Consider the following 23,829-nt stretch of genomic DNA (forward strand, 5'->3'; position numbering starts at 1 on the left):
GCGCGGGCGCCTCAGACGGTGAGGCCCTTGCCCCGCAGCCAGGTCAGCGGGTCGATGTTCGATCCGCCGCTCGTGTGCACCTCCAGGTGCAGGTGGTTGCCGGTGGAGTTGCCGGTGGAGCCGACTCTGCCGATGACCTCGCCGGTCGAGACCTTCTGGCCGACGCTGACGCCGATCGACGACTGGTGCGAGTACGTCACCTCGGTGCCGTCGTCGAGCTTCAGCACGGTGTGGTAGCCGTAGCTGCCCGACCAGCCGGCCTGCGTGATCGTGCCGGAGTGCACAGCCTTGATCGGGGTGCCCGCCGCCGCGGCGAAGTCGAGGCCGGTGTGGGCGCCGGAGGACCACATGGAGCCGGCCTGCCCGAAGGTGGAGGTGATCGTGTACGAGGAGACGGGGAGCGTGTAGCTGCGCGCCAGCTTGGCGAGCCGCTCCTTCTCGGCCTTCTCGGCCGCGGCCTCCTCGGCCTTCTTCTTCTCCGCGGCGGCCTTCTCGGCCTCGGCCGCGGCGGCTTCCTTCTGCTGCTCGGCGGCCTGGTCGGCGGCGGCCTTGGCGGCCTTCGCCTCGGCGTCGGCCTGCGCCTGGGCGTCCGCGGCGGCCTGCTGCTGCTCGGCCTGCTGCAGGATCCGCGCCCGCAGCGTCTCGCCGGCGGCGGCGCCCTCCTGCTGCGCGGAGTTGACGACGGAGAGCGGGGTCGTCGTGTCGAGCGCCTGGGTCACGTCGGCGGAGCCCTGCGGGGCGGCCTCGGCGTCGGTGGAGTCCTCGGAGTCGGCGAGCAGCGCGCCCACGCCGGGCAGCGACTCGGCGTCCGGCAGGGAGTCGGCGACCGCCGAGACGCCCGGCAGGTCCGCCAGGGATATGGAGACCGCGGGCCGCTCCTGCGCGGAGGCCATGCCGGCCCCGCCGACGGCGGCGATCACGCCGACGCCCAGGACCGTGGAGCTGCGGGCGAGACCGCCGCGCTGCTTGGCCACCCGGTGCTTGCCGCGGACCGGACGGATCGTCTCGGCGCTGGGGTTCCACTCGCCGGCCGCCGCGGCGGGTCCGGCGGACACCCACGGTTCGGTGGGCAGGGGGTCCGGACCGGACGCTCCGTCGAGCAGTGCGACCGACTCGGGGGCAGGGCTGTTCGACGCCACGGAGGCGCTCTCCTTTCCTTCCTTCTCGCCTACCGGGTTAGCTGACGGGTTCGGAGCAGGAAGGTCTCCTACGGTCACCTCGACGCCTGAACAGAAGGCGTGAGATGCCCGATTCACCCCAAGAAGTGGTTCCCCGGTTCCCTTGCGGGATTCGGCGCGTGCGCACGGAGTCGACTCTTGCGACGACTGTGACGACCGCTGCGTTATCGAACGTTAATAGACGGCGGGCCTCTATTCCAAGCCGTTCTTGTTGATCGTTAAGGCTTCCGGCCTGGACCAATGCGGCGACGGACGGGCGAAACGGGGCGAGTTGCTCGTGTCCACCCGATGTGATGCCGGTCGCCTGCGTGCTGACGGTTCGTCAATCCGCGCCCACGTGGTCACCTACGGCCACGGCGGCCGTCGCCGTACGGGCGCTCAGCCCGCGCGGGCGGGCCGGCGGAGCGCGAGCAGCGCCATGTCGTCGGTCGACTCCCCGCCGGTGTGCGCGAGGACGTCCGCGGCGACGGCGTCGAGCAGCCGGCAGGGCTCGGTGAACGTCCGGCCCGCCAGCCGCTCGGCCGGGTCGTAGAAGACGCCGTCCGCGTCCCGGGCCTCGCTGAGGCCGTCGGTGTACAACAGCAGCGTCGCCCCCTCCGGGAACGCGTGCTCGCGCGCCCGGTCGGGCCACGAGGCGAGGTCCCCCATGCCGAGCGGCAGCGCGAACTGCTCCGGCAGCAGCACCTCGACGTGCCCGTCGGCGTGGAGCATCAGCGGTTCGGGGTGGCCGCGGTTGACCGTCCGCACCACCTCGGCGCCGTGCGGGATCTCGGCGAGCACGGCGGTGGTGAAGCCCTCCACCGCGTCGAGGCCGTCGCGCCGGGTGCCCTCGCGGGCCAGCGCCCGCTCCAGCCGCAGGGCCACCGCCTCCAGGCTGCCCTCCTGCTCCGCGGCCTCCCGGAAGGCGCCGATGACGACGGCGACCGCCTCCACCGCGCCCATCCCCTTCCCCCGCACGTCCCCGACGATCAGCCGCACCCCGAACGGGGTGTCCTGGACGGCGTACAGGTCGCCGCCGATGAACGCGTCCGCGCGCGCCGCGTCGTACCGGGCCGCGATCCGCAGCCCGCCGATCCGCTCGGCCGGCACCGGCAGCACCGCCCGCTGCGCCGCCTCCGACACCTCCCGCGCGGACGCCAGCTTCTCGCCGCTGACCCGCACCACCCGGTTGATCGGCACCGCGAGCGCGGCGACCGTCGCGACGGTGAGCGTCTCGGCGAGCGCCTGGTAGTGGACGCCGTCGCCCTGGAAGACGTGCAGCAGCGAGATCGCGGCGGTCGCCGCGATCCCGGCCAGCACCGTGCTGCGCAGCGAGAACAGCGGGGCGGCGACGAGGGGGGCGGCCGCGAAGAAGGGGGCGCCGGTGAACACCTCCGGCGTGAGCACGTCGAAGAGGTAGCCGATGACGATCAGCAGCGCCGGCAGCGCCCTGACGAACATCCGCACGGCCCGTCTGCGCCCCTCGGACTTCCCCACCGTTCCGTCTCCTGCCTGCCGCACCTCCCCCAGCCTCACCGCCCCCGCCGCCCCCGGCCACCTGTGCTGCCCCACCCGGGTGAGCCCGCACACGCCGAAGGGCCCGGAACTCGTCTCGAGTTCCGGGCCCTTCGCCATCAGTAGCGGGGACAGGATTTGAACCTGCGACCTCTGGGTTATGAGCCCAGCGAGCTACCGAGCTGCTCCACCCCGCGTCGGTGAACCCAACTCTACGCCATCGCAGAGGCGGTTCCGACCACGGGCGTCGCATCGTGGGCGGATCGGCCGGTCAGGCATGCGCCCGCGCGGTCAGGTAGGGGTCCCTGCGCAGCACCTCGCGGCTGCCGAGCAGCGTCCCGGCGGCCAGCCCGAGTACGGGAAGGAGCAGCGCCGCGGCGGCCCAGCCTGCACCGGGCAGGGCGTCGGCGAGGCCGATGCGGAGACCGAGCAGGTCGCTGAGCGGACCGGCCAGAGCCAGGGAGGTCCCGGTGCCGACGAGCACCCCCACCGCGCCGGCCACACCACCGGAGAGCGCCGCCTCACCGAGCAGGATCCGCCGCAGCTCGGGGCGTCCGGACCCGAGGATCCGCAGCACCGCGAACTGGCCGAGCCGGGCCCGGGCGCTGTCCGAGGCGCGGGCGGCCCCGAGCCCCACGGCGACCAGGGCCAGGACGACGACGCCGGCCCGCGTGGCCAGATCCGCCGCGCCGAAGAGCCCGGGCAGGTTCCGCACCCGGTCGGACACCGGGGACGCCGAGAACCCGGCCTCCTGCAACGCCTCCGTGACCGGCCCCACCTGCCGCTGGTGCCCCACCACGACCACGGCGGACCGCGCTCCCTCCTCGGTACGGAACGTCTCGACGTCGCGGCCCGCACGAGCCGCGGCCAGGGTCGCCGCGGTCTCCTCCGACAGGTAGGCGGCCCCCGGCCCGTCAGCCTGCCAGGCGGGGTCGTACAGCGCGACGACCCTGAGCCGGATGTCCTCGACGGTGCCGGAGTCGGCGCCGGTCGCCTTCGTGTGACCGAAGGAGACCGTCCGGCCGAGGAGAGGGGTGAGGTCGGCGCCCTGTGCGGCAGCCGGCAGGACGACGTCGTTCCGTCCGAGCTCGGCCGGGAGGCGGCCCCCCACGACGGGGAAGTCGTCGGCGGGCGTCAGGGTGCGGCCGGTCAGGTCGTACGTTCCCTCCCCCTCGGCGTAGAGGCCGGCCTCGTAGTCGGGGACCACGCGGCGGACGCCCGGGATCTCCCCGGCGTCCCCCAGCGCGGAGGTGGTCAGCGGACGGGTGTCGGCGGTGCCCTCGAACGCGGAGAGCTCGATCTGGGTGAGGCCCCCGGATCCGAGCACGTCCCGCTCGACCGCTCCGGCGGCGCCGCCCGCCACCCCGGCACAGGTCGTCAGCAGCGCGGCGAGCACGGTCATCGTCGGCAGGGCGCGCCGCAGGCTGCGTCCGTCGCGGCGCCAGGTGAGCAGACTCCAGCGGATCGTCACCGGCCGCCCTCCACAGCGCTCTCCCTGCTCGACAGCGTTCCCTCGTCGAGCACGTAGCGTCGGTCGCACTGTCCGGCGATCGCCGGGTCGTGCGTGACGAGCAGGACGGCCGCGCCCCGTTCGGCGCAGGCGCGCAGGGACCGCATCACGGCCTCCGCCGTCCTGGGGTCGAGTCCGGAGGTCGGCTCGTCGGCGAGGACGAGCACCGGCGTCTTCACGGCCGCCCGCGCGACGGCGATCCGCTGCCGCTGGCCGCCGGAGAGCTCGGCGACCCGGGCCTCGGCCAGCTCCGCCATCCCGAGCTCGCCGAGCAGGTCCCGGGCCGCCGCCCGGTGACGGCTCAGACGGGGGCCGAACGCGGCGGCGACGTTCTCCCAGGCGTTGAGGAAGGGCAGGAGACCGAGGTCCTGCAGCACGATGCCGATCGAACGCTGACGAACGAGGTCACGCTCGGCCCGGCTCAGGGAACGGGTGTCCGCGCCGGCGACGCTGAGCGAACCGGCGGCCGGCGAGAGGATCAGTCCCAGGAGCGCCAGCAGGGTGCTCTTGCCGGATCCCGAGGGCCCCTCGACCGCAGCGGTCGCTCCGGCGTCGAGGAGCAGGTCGGCGCGGTTCAGACCGCTGCCGGAGGTGTATCGGTAGGCGAGGCCCTCGGCCGAGACCGCGGGTGGGGCTGCGGTGGTCATGGAGCGGATGTCCTTTCCGCGCGGGTGGGTGGCGGTCATGCGAGGAGGTAGTAGGCGGACCGGGTGGCGTCGACGGAGGCCGCACCTCCCGGAGTGGGGGCGTACAGGTCCGGGTGCTCCGGGTCGCGGAAGCGTTCGAGGAGGCGCGGGATCTCGTCCCACAGCGCCCGGGGGACGGTCTCGCCGACCGCGAGGGCGGCCTGGATCAGGTCGGCGGCGGCCGTCAGGTCTCCTGCTCGCAGTGCCGCGCGCCCTTGGGCCGCGAAGTCGGACCCGCTGCCGAGGCGTTCCGCCTGTGCCGTGCACCCGGCGTTCGCCAGCGCCACCACGATGCGCGGCAGGCGAGTGGGATCGTCGCGGTTTTGCCGGGGGCGTTCGACGGACGTGCGCGGGCAGCCGAGACCGAACTCCGCGCGGGCCGCCATGGCCCCCGTCCAGCTGCGCTGGTTCGACGGGGTGAGGCGGGCGGGCACCTTCATCGCCGCCGCCTCCTTGACGCCCTTGTCGGCTTGCGGCCCGCACTGCAGCACCACACGGTGGCAGGTCATGGCGAGCAGGAACCGGTCGGTCGGGTCGAGCCCCGGGTCGGAGCCCATCGCCTTGAGGCGGGCCGTGAGCCAGCCCGGGAGACTCCGATGCCCGCCCGCGGCGGCCACGGCCCGAGCCGCCTGGTAGGTGGCGCTGAGCGTCCCCATCGGGGAGGGCGACTTGGCGACCAGGCCGTCGGGCCTGACGCGCTCCGGAGGGGCGGGCAGCGAGCCGGCGCCGCCCGTCATGAGCGCACGCCGCACAACCCAGCGGGTCTGGGTGTCGGCATCCCTCAGCGCGGGCAGCAGGCAGGCGCGCGACTGCGATGTCAGCCTTCCGTGGAGGAGGGTCAACGCGGCGCGCTGCAGGGGCTCGAGGCTGCCGCAGTCGGCCTCCAACCGGCTGCCGGCGTCGCGCAGCACCCGTGTGGCCCGGGCCGGCACACCCGCTGCCCGCGACGCCTCGACGGCGTAGAGCGCCGGGAGGGGTTCGCCGACCTCGGCGACGTCCGCGGCGAAGTGTTCGAGAGCGGTACGGGGCACCTCGTCGTCGCGACCCAGGCACGTGAGGGTCTGCAGGAAGGCGGCCCGGGTGGCGAGCGACGTCAGGGCATCGTCCGCGGCGTCCGGAGCGCGGACATAGGCGAGCGCCTCGCGCTCCGCCTCCTCGCGAAGGTCGGCTCGTTCGAGAACGGTGCCCGCGTCCGTCCCGACGGACAGGCACACGTAGTGCGCCCGCCAGGCGGGGGTGTCGAGCGCGTCGTGGCGGGCCAAGTCCGCCAGCGCGTCGGTACGGACCGGGGGAACGGCGGCAACGGCCCCTCGTCCCGGGACGAGGGCGGCCTCCTGCCGCCCGTAGGCGGTGGGATACAGCGCGGGGTCACGTCCCACCTCCGTGCGCGTGGCACGGACGAGGTCGTTCGCACCGCGCAGGGCGTCGAGCCGGTTCCCCAAGTCGCTGCCGGGGGGCGGGGGACGGTCCACCGACTCCCCGCTGACCGTCGCGACCCCGAACACCATCACTCCGGTCGCCACTGCCGCCGCCGTCAGCGCCCGGGTCCGACGGCGCGCTTCCTCCGCGCCGAGGATCATCTTCATGAGCTTCCTCACCCGCCGAGCGGGGCCGCGCGGCCGCGACCCCGCTGTCTGCCGGACCTCTGGTCAGCCGTTGGCACAGGCGGAGGCGAACGCCTTCACACCCGACCTGAAGGCGCTGCCGTCGGAGCAGGTGGTGATGCTCGTGTTCATCGAGCCGCCCGGGTCGGCGATCCCGCTGATGTCGGAGATCCAGCTGTTCGTGTTCGACCACCGGATCCGGCGGGTGTCCTCACTCACGTACGTGGCGCTCGGGCTCACCGACAGCGTGGCCTGCCACCCGTTGGCCTTGACCGTCGCGACGTTGGTGATCCTGCTGACCTGGTACCTCTCGCTTCCCCGCAGAGCCTTGGTGGACGTCCTGAACGAGCACTTGTCGGCGTAGACGTTGCAGTGCCACGCGTTGACCTGGATCTTGGCTCCCAGACCGGGCAGCGGCGCGGAGGCCGCGTCGGAGAAGGCCGCGGTGGGCGCCGCCGTCCCGGTCGTCAGGATCACCACGAGTCCTGTGGTCATCAGCATCTTCCTCATGTCCTGCTCCCCGTGTTCAAGGTGAGCACTCTCTGCTCACCAGGCACTGGGCAAGATGTCAGACGCGGAGACCGGAGGCGTTCCGCCGAATGGCCGGAAGTGACGCGGCCGCCGCGGAAAGGCGCCGGCCGGAGGGGCTGGCGGAACGTTCACCCCGAATGTTCACTGCGGGTGACCTTCCCCGGCCGCGGGCTCGATCCCGTCAGCGAGCGGTTGCCGGCATTCACCCGTGGGTGGGACGCCACCTCGCGCCGGAAACGGCGAAGCGCCCCGCGGGGCGGGGCGCTTCGGGGGTAGACCCTGTCGGACTCGAACCGACAACCAATGGATTAAAAGTCCACTGCTCTGCCAATTGAGCTAAGGGTCCGCCGCACCGCGCGGGGCGGTGCGTAGACGAGCATAGCCGGAGGTGGCCCGGCATCCGGAACGAGTTCCGGGGAGATGCGACGGCGGGCCCGCCCCGGGGAGGGCGGGCCCGTCGTCAGGGGCGTTGATCAGCCGTCAGCCGTTGCGCTTCCAGCGCGGCTTGTCGTCACGCCGGCCGAAGGAGCCGGTGCTGGTGCCGGAGCCGCGGTGGCCGGAGGGGCGCTCGCTGCTGCCGCCGGAGCGGAAGCCGCTGGAGGGACGGTCGTCGCGACGGTCGCGGTTGAACGGACGGTCGCTGCCGCGGTGGCCGCCGGAGGGGCGGTCGTCCCGGCGGAAGCCGCGGTCACCGCGGTCGTCGCGGCGGTCACGGCCGTAGCCGCCACCGGCGGGACGGTCGTCGCGGCGGAACCCGCCGGACGGGCGGTCGTCGCGGCGGAAGCCGCCGGAGGACGGACGGTCGTCGCGACGGAAGCCGCCCGAGGGGCGGTCGTCGCGGCGGAAGCCACCGGACGGACGGTCGTCGCGCCGCTCGTCCCGACGGAACCCGCCGGACGGACGGTCGTCACGGCGGAACCCGCCCGAGGGGCGGTCGTCACGGCGGAAGCCGCCGCGGTCGTCACGACGGTCGTCGCGGCGGAAGCCCCCGGAGGGACGGTCGTCACGACGGTCGCGCTGGAACCCGCCGCGGTCACCCCGGTCGTCGCGCCGCGGCGCGTAGTTGCCCCGGTCGTCACGCCGCTCGTAAGAGGAGCGCTCCTCGCGCACGACCTGCTCCGGCACGGCCACCTCCGCGGCGACCTCGGCCTCGGCGGCCTCCTTCACCTCGGCGACCGCGGCCGCGACGCCCTCGGCGTCCTCGCCGCGCTCGCGGGCGGAGCGGGCGACCAGGCGGTCGGCCTCCGCACGCAGCTCGGTGGCGCGGCGGGTGGCGCGCTCCAGCTCCTTGGTGAGCTGGGCGACCTCGCGCTCGGCCTGCTTGGCCGCGTTGTCCGAGGCGTCGGCCTGGACCTCGGTCAGCGAACGCGCGCCGGTGATCTCGGCGACCTCGGGGTCGAACGTGCCGCCCCCGCCGATGACGTGGCGCGAGGCGTCGACGCCCGCGTCCTCCATCAGCCGGAAGATCTGGCGGCGCTGGTGCGGCAGCGACAGCGAGACGACGACACCGGACTTGCCGGCGCGGGCGGTACGGCCCGAGCGGTGCAGGTAGTCCTTGTGGTCGCCGGCCGGGTCGACATTGAGCACCAGGTCGATGCCGTCGACGTGGATGCCGCGCGCGGCGACGTCGGTCGCGACGAGCGCGTTGACGTAGCCCTTCTTGAAGTCGTCCAGGACGCGGGTGCGGGCGCCCTGCGTCATGCCGCCGTGCAGCGCGTCGGCCTTCACGCCGGAGTCGCAGAGCTGCTCGGCGATGCGGTCGGCGCCCAGCTGGGTGCGGACGAAGATGATGGTGCGGCCCTTGCGGGCGGCGATCGCGGCCGTGACGGGCGCCTTGTCCTTCGGCTTCACGACGAGGACGTGGTGGGTCATGGTCGTGACGTTGCCCTGCGCGCTGTCGACCTCGTGCGTGACCGGGTCGGTCAGGTAGCGCTTGACCAGCGTGGAGATCTCGTTCTCCATCGTGGCCGAGAACAGCATCCGCTGGCCGCCGCCGGGGATCTGGTCGAGCAGCTCGGTGACCTCGGGCAGGAAGCCCAGGTCGGACATCTGGTCGGCCTCGTCGAGGACGGCGACCTCGACGCTCTCCAGCGAGCAGGCGCCGCGGTTGATGAGGTCGCGCAGCCGGCCCGGGGTGGCGACGAGGATGTCGACGCCGCGCTCGAGCGCGTACATCTGGTTGCTCATCGAGGTGCCGCCGCAGACGACCTTCATCTTCAGGCCGAGCACGTCGCCGTAGGGCTGGAGCGCGTCCGCGACCTGCATGGCGAGCTCGCGGGTCGGGGTGAGGATGATGCCGCGCGGCTTCTTCTTCTCCGTGCGGCCCTCGGCCAGCGCGGAGAGCAGCGGGAGGCCGAACGAGAGGGTCTTGCCGGAGCCGGTGCGGCCGCGGCCCAGGATGTCCTTGCCGGCCAGGGCGTCCGGGATGGTCGCGGCCTGGATCGGGAAGGGGGTGGTGACGCCGTTGGCGGCGAGCTTGCGGACGATGCCCTCGGGCAGGCCCAGGTCGCCGAAGGTGATGGTCGGCTCGGCGGCGTCGGCCGCCTCGTCGGTGGCGTCCCGGGTCTCGGGCGCCTCGACCGCCTCGGCCGGCTCCTCGGTCTCGAGGGCGGCGACTGCCTCGACGACGAGCTCGTCGTTCTCGGGCAGCACGGAGCGGTCAGAACTGGAAACAGACATGCGTATGCGAAACCTTCCGGAGTCTCGGCACGCGCCCACAACTCCGTGATTTCGCAAATCGACCGCCTCAATGCGGTCCAGCCACGGCAAGGGAGAGTACGCGCCACGCGGCGCGCGCCCCCGCTTTTCGAGGGTCGACTTTCTACGCCGGGCAAATGGGATCAAACGATCTACTACTGTACGGCCCCCTCCCGGTGGAATGCAAACCGCTTCATCGCACCGGCCCCCACCTGCGGGAACGCCGGTCGGGGCGGCCTCACTCCGCACCGCCGGCGGGCGGCTCGGTCGGCGCCGGCGGCTCCGTGCCCGACGGTTCCGGCTCGGGTTCCGGCTCCGGCGTCGGGCTCGGGGCGGGCGGCGGCTCCGGCTCCCCCGGCGGGGTCGGCCGCGGCTCGCCCGTCGGGCCCCCGGGCGAGGGGCGGTTGCCCGGCGACGGCTTCGGCGTGCCCTTCGGCGGCGGGGCGGCGGTGTCCCCGGGCCGGGCGCCCGCGGTGGGCTCCCGGCGCTCGCCGTCCTCGGACCCGGCACGGTCCCGCCCGGGCTCGGCGGGCTTCCCCGACGCCGGCGCCGACGGGCCGGCGGACGCGCCCGCCGTCACGAACGGCGGCCCGCCCGTCGGCAGCGCGCCCGCGCCGCCCGGGCCCGGCACCACGGACACCCCGTCGGCCGCCGTCGGACCGCTCTTGGGCCGCAGGGAGTTCGGCCGACCACCCGACCCGTCGCCGTCACCGCTGATGCTCATGCAGCCCGCCGTGGCGGTGACGGCGAGCGCCGTGGCCGCGGCGGCGGCCCAGCGGACGGGGAAGGACAGCTGGCGCACGGGCGGCCACCTCCGGAGCGCGGACGAGGGATCGCCCCCTCAACTCCCGCGCCCCGCCCGAGGACACGCCCGGGCGGCGGGGTTCACCGCACCGCGTCCACCGTGCGCCCGGGGCGGCCGGCGACCTGCGCCGGGAACCGGCCTCAGCCGTACCCCAGCGCGTGCAGCCGCTCGTCGTCGATCCCGAAGTGGTGGGCGATCTCGTGCACGACCGTGATCTCCGTCTCGGCGACCACATCCTCGCGGGACTCGCACATCCGCAGGGTCGGCCCCCGGTAGATGCTGATCCGGTCGGGCAGCACGCCCGCGTACCACTCGCCGCGGTCGGTCAGCGGCGTCCCCTCGTAGAGCCCGAGCAGGTCCGGGTCGGACGGGTCGGGCTCGTCCTCGACGAACACCGCCACGTTGTCCATGAGCCGCATCAGCTCGGGCGGGATCCGGTCGAGCGCCTCGGCGACCAGTTCCTCGAACTCCTCACGCGTCATCTCCAGCACCCGGCCATTGTGTCGGGTGCGCGCCCCCTCGCGCCCGCATGCGCCGCCGTCTCCCTGGGCAGGTGCGCGCCATGGCTCCGCTCCGCCGTCCGCGCGCCGCCGCTCTCGCCGTCGTCCGCCGCGTCCGGGCCCGTCGTCCGCCGCCCGCCACCGCGCTCGTCCCCCCGCCGCACCCGTTCGCGCGGGCGCTCGGCCTGGTGGCGGTCGTGCTGCTCGGGGCGTGGCTCGGGCTGCTGGTCGTGGGGAGCGTGCGGACGCCGGTGGGCCCGATGGACACCCGGATGACGCTGCGTCCTTCCGTGTCCGGCGGCACGAAGATCGACGTGGCGCCGCTGGGGGCGCTCGAACTGGACAGCCACCGCGCCCCGCTCCGGCTCGACGTGGACCTCGACCGGCTCGACCCGGTCAGGTCGCAGGCGCTGGTCGCGAACCCGGAGCGGATCTCGGGTCTCCAGGACGAGATCAACCGCGACGTCCGGGACGGTGTGGCGGACCTCGCCGTGCGCTCCTGCGTCGCCGTGGTCAGCGGGGCGACCGCGCTCGGCCTCGTGGTCTACCGCCGGCCGCGGCGGGCGCTGGCGGCCGGCGGGCTCGCGCTGGTGCTGCTCGCGGGCTCCGGCGGGGTGGCGTACGCGAGCTGGAACCCGAAGTCCGTCCTGGAGCCGAGGTTCTCCGGGCTGCTGTCCTCCGCGCCCTCGGTGGTCGGCAACGCGCGGAGCATCGTCGCCGAGTTCGACGTCTACCAGAAGGAGCTGGCCCGGCTGGTCACCAACGTGACCAAGCTGTACGACGCGACCTCCACGCTGCCGGCGTACCGGCCCGATCCGGGGACGATGCGGGTGCTGCACGTCTCCGACATCCACCTCAACCCGGCGTCCTGGCACGTCGTCCGCTCGCTGGTCGAGCAGTACGACATCGACGTGATCATCGACTCGGGGGACACGATGGACCACGGATCGGCCGCCGAGAACGCGTTCCTCGACCCGATCCCGGACCTGGGCGCGCCGTACGTGTGGGTGCGCGGGAACCACGACTCGATGGCCACGCAGCGGTACCTGGAGCGGATGGGCGGGGGCGTCCACGTACTCGACGAGGGGCGGGCCGTGACCGTGGGCGGGCTGCGGATCGCGGGCTGGGGCGACCCGCAGTTCACCCCCGACCGGAGCGCCGAGAACGACGGCGACCCGGCCGAGGTGCTCGCCGGGGCGCGGCTCGCGTCGAAGATCCGCGACCAGAGGGCGGCGGGGACGCCGGTGGACATCGCGGTCGCGCACAACCCGGTCGCCGCGGCGGAGACGGACGGGACGGTGCCGCTCGCGCTCGCGGGCCACATCCACAAGCAGCGGACCGAGATCCTCAAGCGCGGCACGCGGCTGCGGATCGAGGGGTCGACGGGCGGGAGCGGACTGCGGGCGGTCGAGGGCAAGAAGCCCGACCCGGTCGAGGCGTCCGTGCTCTACCTGGACCGGGACACCCGGCGGATCCAGGCGTGGGACGAGATCCGGCTCGGCGGGCTCGGACTGACGACGGCGGAGGTCAGCCGGCACCTCGCGGACGAGAACGAGCCGGGGGCCCATCCGTCGCCCGAGCCGTCGTCGGGGTCGCCCGCGCCGTCGCCCGCGCCGTCGGGCCGCTAACCGTTTTGGCGATCCCTCCGCCCATCCCATATGCTTCTCACGTCCCCGACGCGCTGCGAGGCGCACAGGCGGGCCAATTAGCCCTCATCGTCTAGTGGCCCAGGACGCCGCCCTTTCAAGGCGGTAGCACGGGTTCGAATCCCGTTGGGGGCACGCACCACCCTGTGCGAGACTGTTCTCGCACGAGCATGGTCCTGTGGAGCAGTTTGGAGTGCTCGCCACCCTGTCAAGGTGGAGGCCGCGGGTTCAAATCCCGTCAGGACCGCTTGCAGCTCACCTCGGTGAACTGCGTGGCTGGGTAGCTCAGTTGGTACGAGCGATCGCCTGAAAAGCGATAGGTCGCCGGTTCGATCCCGGCCCCAGCCACCACCCTCGGAGGCCCCGACCGTCACGGTCGGGGCCTTCGGCGTACCGGACAAGGGCCTCGCCGCATCCCGCCCGGCCGCGCCCGCGGCGGAGCCGCAATCGATGCTGCAGATCCCGTCAGGACCGCTTGCAGCTCACCTCGGTGAACTGCGTGGCCGGGTAGCTCAGTCGGACCCCACCCCCGCACCGCGTGCGATCGCCTGAAAAGCGATAGGTCGCCGGTTCGATCCCGGCCCCAGCCACCATCCTCGGAGGCCCCGACCGTCACGGTCGGGGCCTTCGGCGTGCCTGGTGCCGACGCCCGCGTCCGCACGCCCCGATGCGGGAACGCCCACCATGGTGACAGCTGATACCAGCGCGGTATCATGCGGTCATGGCGATGACACTCCGACTTCCCGACGACCTCGACGCGAAGCTGACGGCACGCGCCGAGCGGACCGGCCGCAGCAAGCAGGCCCTTGCCATCGAGGCGATCCGCGACGCTGAAGCCCGCGCCGAACTCGACGTGCACGACGTCCTGGCCGAGCTGACGGACTCCGATGCGGACATTCTGGAGTACTTGAAGTGAGCGAGGTTCGCTACGTGCAGCTCGACGAGATCCTGGCCGTCGCGGCCAAGGTCAACGGCACCGAGCACAGCGTTCGCGACCTCGGCCTGCTCGTCTCGGCCGTCGAGCGGCCACGCACCAACGTCTTCGGAGCCGTGCTGTACCCCTCGCTCCATCAGAAGGCGGCAGCACTGCTCCATTCCGTTGCGCGCAACCACGCGCTGATCGACGACAACAAGCGCACCGCATGGCTCGCCATGCGCTTCTTCCTGCGCGTCAACGGCCTGCCCGCCGGTCATCCGGTCCCACCGGTCGAGGAGGCGGGCCCGTTCGTCGAGGCCGTCGCCCAGGACCACCTCGACGTGCCCGCGATCGCCAAGCGACTCGCGGAGTGGTTCCCGGTCCGTTAGCCCCCTGCGCGGAGTCAGGCCCGCCGCCCCGCGAACCCACCACCGGCCGTCGGAACGCGGTGCGGCGTCGGGTTCGCCATGAAGTACGTGTACGAGCCGGCGAAGAGTCCCGCCGCCGCGGCCAGGATCAGCACGAGCACGGTCGCGGGCAGCGACGGTGAGGCCTTGAAGTCCTCCCAGCGCTCCCGCCGGGTCCGGGCCCGGCCGTGCGAGCCGGACGCGGGCGGCGGGGCGGTGCGGTCGGGGTCGGACGGGGGCGGGGCGGGCGTCTCCTCGGGCATGTGATCACGCTAAACCGGACAAACCCTCCGCAACCCCGCCGAAAGGCCCGCGTCAAATCCGTTCGCCACTCCTCACCGCCGGGTGAGATCCTGGAGCAGGTATGTCTACTTCCCTCGCCTCCGTCCAGGCCGCCCTGACCGAGCTGTCGCTGCGCGACGCCCACCGACTCGGCCGCCGCCTGGAAGGCGCCCGCCGGATCCGCAAGCCCGAGGCACGCCAGGCCGTGCTCGACGAGATCGGCGCCGAGGCCGAGAAGGGCGCCGCCCGGATGCGCGAGCGTCGCGCCGGGCTGCCGACCGTCACGTACCCCGCCCAGCTGCCCGTCAGCCAGAAGAAGGACGAGATCGCCGACGCGATCCGCGACCACCAGGTCGTGATCGTCGCCGGGGAGACCGGGTCCGGCAAGACGACCCAGATCCCGAAGATCTGCCTGGAGCTCGGCCGGGGCGTCCGCGGCATGATCGGCCACACCCAGCCGCGCCGCCTCGCCGCCCGCACCGTCGCCGAGCGCGTCGCCGACGAGCTGGACACCCCGCTCGGCGAGGCCGTCGGCTGGAAGGTCCGCTTCACCGACCAGGTCGGCGGCGGCACCTTCGTGAAGCTGATGACGGACGGCATCCTGCTCGCCGAGATCCAGACGGACCGCGAGCTGCGCGCGTACGACACGATCATCATCGACGAGGCCCACGAGCGGTCGCTCAACATCGACTTCCTGCTCGGCTACCTCGCCCAGCTGCTGCCCAAGCGCCCGGACCTCAAGGTCGTCATCACCTCCGCGACCATCGACCCCGAGCGCTTCTCCCGGCACTTCGGCGACGCCCCGATCGTCGAGGTCAGCGGGCGGACGTACCCGGTCGAGGTCCGCTACCGGCCGCTCCTCGAGGAGGACTCCGAGAACGAGGACCGGGACCAGATCACCGCGATCGCCGACGCCGTCGACGAGCTCCAGGCCGAGGGCCCCGGCGACATCCTCGTCTTCCTCTCCGGCGAGCGCGAGATCCGCGACACCGCCGACGCGCTGAACAAGCGCAACCTCCGCCACACCGAGGTGCTCCCCCTCTACGCCCGCCTCTCGCACGCCGAGCAGCACCGGGTGTTCCAGGCGCACAGCGGCCGGCGGATCGTCCTCGCCACCAACGTCGCCGAGACCTCGCTGACCGTCCCCGGCATCAAGTACGTCATCGACCCCGGCACCGCCCGCATCTCGCGCTACAGCCACCGCACCAAGGTCCAGCGCCTGCCGATCGAGGCGGTCAGCCAGGCCAGTGCCAACCAGCGCAAGGGCCGCTGCGGCCGCACCTCCGACGGGATCTGCATCCGGCTGTACTCCGAGGACGACTTCGACTCCCGCCCGGAGTTCACCGACGCCGAGATCCTGCGCACCAACCTCGCCTCCGTCATCCTGCAGATGACCGCGGCCGGGCTCGGCGAGATCGAGAAGTTCCCGTTCATCGACCCGCCGGACCACCGCAACATCCGGGACGGCGTGCAGCTCCTGCAGGAGCTCGGCGCGCTCGATCCGAAGGAGAAGGACCACAGCAAGCGGCTCACCCCGATGGGCCGCAAGCTCTCCCAGCTCCCCGTCGACCCGCGGCTCGCCCGGATGGTCGTGGAGGCCGACCGGAACGGCTGCGTGCGCGAGGTCATGGTCATCGCGGCCGCCCTCTCCATCCAGGACCCGCGCGAGCGCCCGGCCGAGAAGCAGACCCAGGCCGACCAGAGCCACGCCCGCTTCAAGGACGAGACCAGCGACTTCCTCGCCTTCCTCAACCTGTGGCGCTACGTCCGCGAGCAGCAGAAGGAGCGCGGCTCGTCGTCGTTCCGCCGGATGTGCAAGGCGGAGTACCTCAACTTCCTCCGCATCCGCGAGTGGCAGGACATCTACACCCAGCTCCGCTCGGTCGCCCGCACCATGGGCATCCAGCTGAACGAGGACGACGCCCCCGAGCAGCACGTCCACCTGTCGTTGCTCGCCGGTTTGCTGTCGCACATCGGCATGAAGGACGTGAAGGAGGGCGCCAAGAACGAGTACCTCGGCGCCCGCAACGCGAAGTTCGCGGTCTTCCCCGGCTCGGCCCTCTTCAAGAAGCCCCCGCGCTTCGTCATGTCCGCGGAGCTCGTGGAGACCTCCCGCCTCTGGGCCCGCGTCAACGCGAGGATCGAGCCCGAGTGGATCGAGCCGATCGCCCAGCACCTCGTCAAGCGCACCTACAGCGAGCCGCACTGGGAGAAGGACGCCGCGGCCGTCATGGCGTACGAGAAGGTCACGCTGTACGGCGTCCCGATCGTGAGCGACCGCAAGGTCAACTACGGGAAGATCGACCCGGAGGCCAGCCGCGACCTGTTCATCAGGAACGCGCTGGTCGAGGGCGACTGGCGCACCCACCACAAGTTCTTCGCCGACAACCGCCGGCTCCTGACCGAGGTCGAGGAGCTGGAGCACCGGGCCCGCCGCCGCGACATCCTCGTCGACGACGAGACGCTGTTCGACTTCTACGACCAGCGGGTGCCCGAACACGTCGTCTCCGGCGCCCACTTCGACTCCTGGTGGAAGCACAAGCGGCGCGACGAGCCCGAGCTGCTCGACTTCGAGCGCTCGATGCTCATCAACGAGAAGGCCGGGGACGTCACCAAGGCGGACTACCCCGACTCCTGGCGGCAGGGGCAGCTGAAGTTCCGGGTGACGTACCAGTTCGAGCCGGGCGCGGACGCGGACGGCGTGACCGTCCACATCCCGCTCCAGGTGCTCAACCAGGTCACCGACGAGGGCTTCGACTGGCAGATCCCGGGGCTCCGCGACCAGGTCGTCACCGAGCTGATCCGCTCGCTGCCCAAGCCGATCCGCCGGCACTACGTCCCCGCCCCGGACTTCGCCCGCCGCTTCCTGGAGACCACGGCCCCGCACGCCGAACCGCTGCCGGTCACCCTGGCCCGCGAGCTGAAGCGGATGGTCGGGGTGCCGGTCACGGCCGACGACTTCGACCTCGACCGGGTGCCCGACCACCTCAAGGTCACCTTCCGGATAGTCGACGAGCGCCGCCGCAACCTCGGCGAGGCCAAGGACCTGGAGTCGCTGCGGCTGAAGCTGAGGCCGAAGGCCCGCCAGGCGATCTCCAAGGCCGCCGCGGCGACCGCCGAGCGCGCCGGCGGCGCGTCGATCGAGCGCGAGGGCCTGAAGGACTGGACGCTCGGCACCCTGCAGCCGGTCTTCGAGACCCGACGGGCCGGCCAGCCGGTCCGCGCCTATCCCGCCCTCGTCGACGCGGGCACGTCCGTCGCGGTGCGGCTCTTCGACAGCGAGGCCGAGCAGCGGCAGGCCATGTGGGCGGGCACCCGCCGGCTCATCCTGCTCAACATCCCGGTCAACCCGGCCAAGTTCGCCTCCGACCGGCTGACCAACCAGCAGAAGCTCGCGCTGTCGTCCAACCCGCACGGCTCGATCCAGGCGCTGTTCGACGACTGCGCCATGGCCGCCGCCGACAAGCTCATCGCCGACCACGGCGGCCCGGTCCGGGACGAGGAGTCCTACCGCAAGCTGTTCGACAAGGTCCGCGCCGACCTCGTCGAGGCGACGATCCGCACCGTCGACCAGGTGCAGCAGATCCTGGCCGCCTGGCAGGCCTGCGAGCGCCGTCTGAAGGCCGCCTCCAGCCCGGCGCTGCTCGCGAACCTCCGGGACGTACGGGCGCAGCTGGACCGGCTCGTGAAGCCCGGGTTCGTGACGGAGACGGGCGTCCGCCGGCTGCCGCACCTGCTGCGGTACCTGGTGGCCGTCGACCGCCGGATCCAGCAGATGCCGACGGGCGTCCAGCGCGACACCACCCGGATGCAGAAGGTCCACGAGATGCAGGACGAGTACGCCTGGCTCCTGGAGCAGCTGCCGCAGGGGCGGCCGGTGCCGCAGCAGGTGCTCGACATCCGCTGGATGATCGAGGAGCTGCGCGTCAGCTACTTCGCGCACGCGCTCGGGACCGCGTATCCGGTGTCGGACAAGCGCATCGTGAAGGCCATCGACGCGGCGGTCCCGTAGGGGCGGGCGATCGGGTTCGACCGCACCCTCCGACCTGCTGTAGAGTCTGTCTCGCAGCCACGGCGACGCGGCTGCGGAGCAAGGTCCTGTGGAGCAGTTTGGAGTGCTCGCCACCCTGTCAAGGTGGAGGCCGCGGGTTCAAATCCCGTCAGGACCGCAGTGAAGTCACCGGAAGGCCCGGATCCCCCAGGGATCCGGGCCTTCCGCGTGTCTTGACGCCGTCGACCGCCACCGGTACTCAACGAACAGGGGGCGCGGGGGGCGGAGGTGAACTGATGGCGGCAGCGGTGGCCCGGCACGAGACCCGCGCGCTGCTCCGCGCGCACCTCTCCGCCGTCGCCGGCTACCGGCACCGCACGGACCACTGCCCCGTCTGCCACCGGCTGCTGCTGCTCGCGCTGGTCGACGACCCGGACGGGGGCGAGGGGGCCGACCCGGGGGACCGAGGTCCCGCGCCCCGAGGACCGAAGCCCAGCGCGTGAGGCCGCCCGCGGTGGGAAGGTGGAAGCTGAGCGGCGGTCAGGCTCCCGCGCACGGAGGCCCGCAGGAGTGTGACGCGTGTCACCGAACGAGTTTTTGTGACTCCCTTACTTACCCCGCCCCTACACCCCGTCAATTTAATACGTGCAATTGCACCACCCGCCGGGCTTGTCCGGCCGCCTCCGGAGCCGGCCGCCCCCGCCCGCCGCGCGACGCGCCCCCGGCCCGCAGGGGCGTCCCGGACCGGGCGGGCCGACCGGAAACGCAGATCGCGCCGGACCCGGCGGAGTCCAGCGCGATCGATGACGTGGAGAGCCTGTTGGGGCAGGCCCGCGGTGTCACGTGGTGCGTTATGTGGGCATACGCCGGGCTGGGGGACCCTGATATGCCGGGTTATGGGTGATCAGGCCTCGCTGCGCTGCTGCGGAATGCCCGCCAGCAGGGCGCGGACCTCGGCCTCGCGGTAGCGACGGTGCCCACCCAGCGTGCGGATGGACGTGAGCTTGCCTGCCTTGGCCCAACGGGTCACCGTCTTCGGGTCCACGCGGAACATCGTGGCCACCTCAGCCGGGGTCAGCAGCGGCTCGGCGTCAGGGGTGCGAGCGGTCATGAGCGGCCTCCTCGGGAGAACCGAACCATCACGGTTCTTTCCTCTAAATTCTGCACCTTGACCCGCGTTGCCCGAAATGGCGGACGCGGGCCGAGTCGGTTATAGGACGAACGGCTTGTCCTCGGCACTACAACTACACCATCCGTCCAGCCACGTCGGGCCAAACCGATGGATTGCCCTCTTGGGCGGCCATCAGCGACGGAAGCCGATGGAACGTGCCATAGCGGACAGTTACCCGCCAGTGACGATCAGTCACAGGCGGGGCCACGCGCCACCACGGCCGCCGAAGCGGGCAGAACCGAGAAATCCCCCCGAAGACGGGTGGAAGGAGCCCTCCCCGGACTCCTTGTCCTATTTTGGCACGAGGTAGGGGGATGAAGGCAAGATGCCCAAAAGTGCGGTCCGTCACGCTTGACACAAAGGCCCGGATAGGGACCATGGTCCCGACCGCGGTCCCGGCCCGCCGGCCCCCGCCCGCCGACCGCGCCCGTACGACGACCCCGTGACGCCGCGTCAGCTCGCGAACTGGCGCTCCCGTACGGACCGCCAGCGCTCCGCCAGCCGCGCGTACGCCTCGTCCACGGCCTCCGCGTCGCCCGCCTTCAGGGCCGCCATCCCCTCCGCCACGTCGGCCGCCGAGCGGTCGGCGTCGAAGTGCTCGTGCGGCATCACGGCGACGAGGCCGCCGTAGTCCAGCTCGACGAGCGAGCGGGGGTGGAACTCCTCCAGCCAGCGGCCGACGTCGAGCAGGCCCTCGGTCAGAGGTCCCTCTTCCGAGTGGTCCCGCAGCGTCCGCAGCGCGCGGGCGACCCGCCGCCGGGCCTCGACCATGGGCGTGCGGTAGGTCAGCGACGCCCCCTTGTCGTAGGACCGCTCCCCGTCGGCGAACAGGACGAACCAGCGCACGGGGACGTGCCAGGTCGCGGTGCGGATCCAGGGGCGGGCGTCGGGGTTGCGGGTGCGCCAGCTCTCGTAGTCCGCGTTCGCCTCCTCGCGCACCACGCGCGGCACGGCGGCGTCCAGGACCGCCGGCGGCAGCAGACCGGTGGCCGTCTCGCGGCCCTCCAGCTCGCCCAGCGCCATCCACCCGCGCAGCCGGGTGCGCCACGGGCAGACGTAGACGATGTCGTCGACCTCGGTGACGAAGGCGTCGCCGCTCTCCCGTACGGGCACGACGACCGGCGGTACGGGCAGCAGGTCGGCCAGCGACCGGCGGAGCTCGTCCTGCGCGGTGGGCGTCGACTCCCGCCGCGCGTAGCGGGTCCAGTGCGCGCGCTCGGCCTCCGGGAAGGCGCCGAGCGGCTCGTAGACGCGCAGGTAGGAGGCGTACGGCACGTTCCCCTTCGGCGGCTGCATGCGGCTCATCGTGCCACGGCCGGCCCCCGGACCGGGGTGATCCCCGGCACGGGACCCGATCTCCGTCCGCGAAGGTGTCGTCGGCCGGCGGGACAGGGCCTAAGGTCTCGCTCAGTGACCTCCGCCACCTTCACGGAGGTCCGGCAACCTGCCGCTCACTACAGGGGAGTCACCACAGTGACCGATGTACACGGCGCTCCGTCCACGTCCCACGACGTGCTGCACACCTTGTTCGACTCCGACCAGGGCGGGCACGAGCAGGTCGTGCTCTGCCAGGACCGCGCCTCCGGCCTCAAGGCCGTGATCGCCCTGCACTCCACCGCCCTCGGCCCGGCCCTCGGCGGCACCCGCTTCCACCCCTACGCCACCGACGCCGAGGCCGTCGCCGACGCGCTGAACCTCGCGCGCGGCATGAGCTACAAGAACGCGCTCGCCGGCCTCGACCACGGCGGTGGCAAGGCCGTGATCATCGGCGACCCGCAGCGCGTCAAGACGGACGAACTCCTGCTCGCCTACGGCCGTTTCGTCGCCTCCCTCGGCGGGCGCTACGTCACCGCGTGCGACGTCGGCACGTACGTCGCGGACATGGACGTCGTCGCCCGGACGTGCCGGTGGACCACCGGCCGCTCGCCCGAGAACGGCGGGGCGGGCGACTCCTCCGTCCTCACCGCGTTCGGCGTGTTCCAGGGCATGCGGGCGAGCGCGGCCCACCTGTGGGGCGACCCGTCGCTCGCCGGGCGGAAGGTCGGGGTCGCGGGCGTCGGCAAGGTGGGCCACCACCTCGTCGGGCACCTCCTGGAGGAGGGCGCCGAGGTCGTCGTGACGGACGTCCGCGCGGAGTCCGTCTCCCGCCTGCTCGCCGCCCACCCGCGGGTCACGGCCGTCGCCGACACCGACGCCCTGATCCGCACGCCCGGCCTCGACGTCTACGCCCCCTGCGCGCTGGGCGGCGCGCTCGACGACGACACCGTGCCCGCCCTGACCGCGAAGGTGGTGTGCGGCGCGGCCAACAACCAGCTCGCCCACCCCGGCGTCGAGAAGGACCTCGCCGACCGCGGGATCCTCTACGCGCCCGACTACGTGGTCAACGCCGGCGGCGTGATCCAGGTCGCCGACGAGCTGCACGGCTTCGACTTCGAGCGCTGCCGGGCGAAGGCGGCGCGCATCTACGACACCACGCTCGCGATCTTCGCACGAGCAAACGCGGACGGGGTCCCGCCGGCCGCGGCGGCCGACCGGATCGCCGAGCACCGGATGGCGGAGGCGCGCGCCGCCCGATGAGTCCCGCGGGCCCGGTCCGGCGGGCCGGCCGCGGCGGAGACATCGCTCACGTCGCTCGGCGGGTCGGGCCCCGGGAACAGGCTAAAATCGCAGCTGACCAGCGGGGACGGGGCTCCTCGCGGGTGCTGCGGCAAGGCGTGTCATGCGGGTGGCGTACCGGATGGCCCCGGAAGCAGGTACGGTTGAAGCCCTACGGACCGGTCTCTCCACGGAGAGCCCGCTCCGAACCATGAACGCGTGTCAAGACTCTGGGGCCAGTGAGCCCCATATCCGAGGGGGTCGAGCCATGGGGCGCGGCCGGGCAAAGGCCAAGCAGACGAAGGTCGCCCGCCAGCTGAAGTACAGCAGCGGCGGGACCGACCTCACGCGTCTGGCCAACGAGCTGGGCGCATCACCTTCGAGTCCGCCTGTGAACCAACCGCCGAACGGCGAGAAGTTCGAGGACGACGACGAGGACGACCCGTACGCCCGCTATGCGGACCTGTACGGGGCCGACGACGACGACGATGAGGACGAGGGTCCCGCGTCGCAACGTCGCGGTGCTTGACTGCCGTAACCGTTTCACCGCTTCACGCGCTCGACCGCCGCGTTGAGCTCTTCACCGACCCGGTCCCGGGTGCTCGCCCGGGACCGGGTTCTGTGTTGTCCGCACCCGGGCGGGGCCCCGTTCCGGCGCCGACCGGATCCGAGGCGGGCCGCCGGGGTTCCGGCGGCCCGTTCGCTGCTCAGGCCGCGTGGTCGCCGGTCAGCTCCGCGCCCGTGGCACGGTCGCCGCGCTCGGTGATCTCCCCGGCGACCCAGGCGTCGACGCCCCGGTCCTCCAGGGTGGCGAGCGCCGCGTCGACCGACTCCTGCGGCACGATCGCGATCATGCCGACGCCCATGTTGAGCGTCTTCTCCAGCTCCAGGCGCTCGACCTGCCCGGCCTTGCCGACCAGGTCGAAGACCGCACCGGGCTGCCAGGTGGAGCGGTCCACGGCGGCGTGCAGGTGGTCGGGGATCACCCGGGCCAGGTTGTTCGCGAGACCGCCGCCGGTGACGTGGCTGAAGGCGTGCACCTCGGTGGTGCGGGTGAGCGCCAGGCAGTCGAGGGAGTAGATCCGGGTCGGCTCGAGCAGCTCCTCGCCGAGGGTGCGGCCGAACTCGGGGACCTCGCGGTCCAGGGCCCAGCCGGCGCGGTCGAAGAAGACGTGCCGGACCAGCGAGTAGCCGTTGGAGTGCAGCCCGGAGGACGCCATCGCGATCACCGCGTCGCCCGCACGGACCCGGTCCGCGCCGAGCAGCCGGTCGGCCTCGACGACACCGGTGCCCGCGCCCGCCACGTCGAAGTCGTCCGGGCCGAGGAGGCCGGGGTGCTCCGCCGTCTCGCCGCCGACCAGGGAGCAGCCGGCGAGGACGCAGCCCTCGGCGATGCCCTTGACGATGGCCGCGACCCGCTCGGGGTGCACCTTGCCGACGCAGATGTAGTCGGTCATGAACAGCGGCTCGGCGCCGCAGACCACCAGGTCGTCGACGACCATGCCGACCAGGTCGTGGCCGATGGTGTCGTAGACGCCCATCTTGCGGGCGAGGTCGACCTTGGTGCCGACGCCGTCGGTCGCGGAGGCGAGCAGCGGGCGCTCGTAGCGCTTGAGGGCGGAGGCGTCGAACAGCCCGGCGAAGCCGCCGAGGCCGCCGAGGCCCGCGACCTCGGGGCGCTGGGTCTTCTTGACCCACTGCTTCATGAGCTCCACGGCGCGGTCGCCGGCCTCGATGTCGACGCCCGCTGCGGCGTAGCTGGCTCCGCCGGCGGCGAGGGGTGTCTCGGACATGGCTTCAGGAAACCTTCGGGTCG

General features: G+C 72.8%; 19 protein-coding genes, 7 tRNA genes, 1 pseudogene and 1 riboswitch. Of the genes and pseudogenes, 12 read left to right on the top strand and 15 right to left on the bottom strand.

Features of this window, described 5'->3' with window-relative positions; translation table 11 throughout:
* Positions 1-11 precede the first annotated feature (11 nt).
* From ACFWEG_RS09020 to ACFWEG_RS09070, 11 genes are all read right to left on the bottom strand, one after another.
* Positions 12-1,139: a M23 family metallopeptidase gene (locus ACFWEG_RS09020; protein WP_387211014.1), complete on the bottom strand. Its 1,128-nt coding sequence runs from the start codon at positions 1,137-1,139 to the stop codon at positions 12-14.
* An 11-nt stretch (positions 1,140-1,150) separates the two neighbouring features.
* Positions 1,151-1,306: riboswitch (cyclic di-AMP (ydaO/yuaA leader) on the bottom strand.
* A gap of 250 nt (positions 1,307-1,556) precedes the next feature.
* Positions 1,557-2,654, bottom strand: a complete 1,098-nt coding sequence (locus ACFWEG_RS09025; protein WP_387211017.1) for a PP2C family protein-serine/threonine phosphatase — start codon at positions 2,652-2,654, stop codon at positions 1,557-1,559.
* A gap of 141 nt (positions 2,655-2,795) precedes the next feature.
* Positions 2,796-2,869, bottom strand: a tRNA-Met gene (locus ACFWEG_RS09030).
* Between the two features lie 74 nt (positions 2,870-2,943).
* A complete protein-coding gene (locus ACFWEG_RS09035) occupies positions 2,944-4,143 on the bottom strand; it encodes an FtsX-like permease family protein (RefSeq protein WP_387211020.1) in 1,200 nt (399 codons plus the stop codon).
* On the bottom strand, positions 4,140-4,829 hold the full coding sequence (locus ACFWEG_RS09040; protein WP_387211023.1) for an ABC transporter ATP-binding protein: 690 nt from the start codon (positions 4,827-4,829) through the stop codon (positions 4,140-4,142). Before ACFWEG_RS09040 ends, ACFWEG_RS09035 begins: the two co-directional genes overlap by 4 nt.
* Before the next feature lie 35 nt (positions 4,830-4,864).
* On the bottom strand, positions 4,865-6,454 hold the full coding sequence (locus tag ACFWEG_RS09045; RefSeq protein WP_387211026.1) for a hypothetical protein: 1,590 nt from the start codon (positions 6,452-6,454) through the stop codon (positions 4,865-4,867).
* Between the two features lie 63 nt (positions 6,455-6,517).
* The gene (locus ACFWEG_RS09050; RefSeq protein WP_387211029.1) at positions 6,518-6,967 is read right to left on the bottom strand and encodes a hypothetical protein; all 450 of its coding nucleotides are present in this window, start codon (positions 6,965-6,967) and stop codon (positions 6,518-6,520) included.
* A 309-nt stretch (positions 6,968-7,276) separates the two neighbouring features.
* A tRNA-Lys gene (locus tag ACFWEG_RS09055) sits at positions 7,277-7,349 on the bottom strand.
* 134 nt (positions 7,350-7,483) lie between these two features.
* Entirely contained in the window at positions 7,484-9,682 is a 2,199-nt protein-coding gene (locus tag ACFWEG_RS09060; protein ID WP_387211032.1) for a DEAD/DEAH box helicase, read from the bottom strand.
* 256 nt (positions 9,683-9,938) lie between these two features.
* Entirely contained in the window at positions 9,939-10,502 is a 564-nt protein-coding gene (locus tag ACFWEG_RS09065; protein WP_387211035.1) for a hypothetical protein, read from the bottom strand.
* Between the two features lie 143 nt (positions 10,503-10,645).
* Positions 10,646-10,996, bottom strand: coding sequence for a metallopeptidase family protein (locus tag ACFWEG_RS09070; protein ID WP_387211038.1), 351 nt, complete (start codon positions 10,994-10,996; stop codon positions 10,646-10,648).
* Positions 10,997-11,067: 71 nt separating this feature from the next.
* On the opposite strand from ACFWEG_RS09070, the gene ACFWEG_RS09075 reads away from it, so the two are divergent.
* The 7 genes from ACFWEG_RS09075 (at position 11,068) to ACFWEG_RS09105 (ending at position 13,956) form a co-directional block, all read left to right on the top strand.
* Positions 11,068-12,633 carry a metallophosphoesterase gene (locus tag ACFWEG_RS09075; protein ID WP_387211041.1) on the top strand — a complete coding sequence of 522 codons (1,566 nt, stop codon included), beginning with the start codon at positions 11,068-11,070 and terminating at the stop codon, positions 12,631-12,633.
* A gap of 80 nt (positions 12,634-12,713) precedes the next feature.
* Positions 12,714-12,786 (top strand) — tRNA-Glu (locus tag ACFWEG_RS09080).
* Positions 12,787-12,823: 37 nt separating this feature from the next.
* Positions 12,824-12,898, top strand: a tRNA-Asp gene (locus ACFWEG_RS09085).
* Between the two features lie 27 nt (positions 12,899-12,925).
* Positions 12,926-13,002: transfer RNA gene (locus tag ACFWEG_RS09090), tRNA-Phe, on the top strand.
* A 150-nt stretch (positions 13,003-13,152) separates the two neighbouring features.
* Positions 13,153-13,244 (top strand) — tRNA-Phe (locus ACFWEG_RS09095).
* A gap of 128 nt (positions 13,245-13,372) precedes the next feature.
* The gene (locus ACFWEG_RS09100; RefSeq protein WP_387211044.1) at positions 13,373-13,567 is read left to right on the top strand and encodes a ribbon-helix-helix protein, CopG family; all 195 of its coding nucleotides are present in this window, start codon (positions 13,373-13,375) and stop codon (positions 13,565-13,567) included.
* Positions 13,564-13,956: a type II toxin-antitoxin system death-on-curing family toxin gene (locus ACFWEG_RS09105; protein ID WP_387211047.1), complete on the top strand. Its 393-nt coding sequence runs from the start codon at positions 13,564-13,566 to the stop codon at positions 13,954-13,956. Before ACFWEG_RS09100 ends, ACFWEG_RS09105 begins: the two co-directional genes overlap by 4 nt.
* 44 nt (positions 13,957-14,000) lie before the next feature.
* Here the strand turns inward: ACFWEG_RS09105 and ACFWEG_RS09110 are convergent.
* A pseudogene (locus ACFWEG_RS09110) lies at positions 14,001-14,237 on the bottom strand (ABC transporter permease); the annotation flags it as partial.
* 101 nt (positions 14,238-14,338) lie between these two features.
* On the opposite strand from ACFWEG_RS09110, the gene hrpA reads away from it, so the two are divergent.
* From hrpA to ACFWEG_RS09125, 3 genes are all read left to right on the top strand, one after another.
* Complete coding sequence (gene hrpA / locus ACFWEG_RS09115; protein WP_387211050.1) at positions 14,339-18,268, top strand: ATP-dependent RNA helicase HrpA; 3,930 nt, start codon at positions 14,339-14,341, stop codon at positions 18,266-18,268.
* Positions 18,269-18,350: 82 nt separating this feature from the next.
* Positions 18,351-18,425 (top strand) — tRNA-Asp (locus ACFWEG_RS09120).
* A gap of 118 nt (positions 18,426-18,543) precedes the next feature.
* Positions 18,544-18,750: a DUF6274 family protein gene (locus ACFWEG_RS09125; RefSeq protein WP_387211052.1), complete on the top strand. Its 207-nt coding sequence runs from the start codon at positions 18,544-18,546 to the stop codon at positions 18,748-18,750.
* A 401-nt stretch (positions 18,751-19,151) separates the two neighbouring features.
* Here the strand turns inward: ACFWEG_RS09125 and bldC are convergent, their stop codons facing one another.
* Together bldC and ACFWEG_RS09135 are read right to left on the bottom strand one after the other, a co-directional pair.
* The gene (gene bldC, locus ACFWEG_RS09130) at positions 19,152-19,358 is read right to left on the bottom strand and encodes a developmental transcriptional regulator BldC (protein ID WP_003949541.1); all 207 of its coding nucleotides are present in this window, start codon (positions 19,356-19,358) and stop codon (positions 19,152-19,154) included.
* Positions 19,359-19,871: 513 nt separating this feature from the next.
* On the bottom strand, positions 19,872-20,714 hold the full coding sequence (locus ACFWEG_RS09135) for a hypothetical protein (RefSeq protein WP_387211055.1): 843 nt from the start codon (positions 20,712-20,714) through the stop codon (positions 19,872-19,874).
* A 177-nt stretch (positions 20,715-20,891) separates the two neighbouring features.
* On the opposite strand from ACFWEG_RS09135, the gene ACFWEG_RS09140 reads away from it, so the two are divergent.
* Positions 20,892-21,995: a Leu/Phe/Val dehydrogenase gene (locus tag ACFWEG_RS09140; protein ID WP_387211058.1), complete on the top strand. Its 1,104-nt coding sequence runs from the start codon at positions 20,892-20,894 to the stop codon at positions 21,993-21,995.
* 286 nt (positions 21,996-22,281) lie between these two features.
* Positions 22,282-22,542 carry a DUF3073 domain-containing protein gene (locus ACFWEG_RS09145; RefSeq protein ID WP_387211061.1) on the top strand — a complete coding sequence of 87 codons (261 nt, stop codon included), beginning with the start codon at positions 22,282-22,284 and terminating at the stop codon, positions 22,540-22,542.
* A 178-nt stretch (positions 22,543-22,720) separates the two neighbouring features.
* Here ACFWEG_RS09145 and purM read toward each other — a convergent pair whose 3' ends face one another.
* Positions 22,721-23,806 carry a phosphoribosylformylglycinamidine cyclo-ligase gene (gene purM, locus ACFWEG_RS09150; protein WP_387211064.1) on the bottom strand — a complete coding sequence of 362 codons (1,086 nt, stop codon included), beginning with the start codon at positions 23,804-23,806 and terminating at the stop codon, positions 22,721-22,723.
* Positions 23,807-23,829: the final 23 nt, after the last annotated feature.

It is taken from the genome of Streptomyces sp. NPDC060194 (assembly GCF_042728285.1).
In the GTDB taxonomy this organism is placed as follows: domain Bacteria; phylum Actinomycetota; class Actinomycetes; order Streptomycetales; family Streptomycetaceae; genus Streptomyces.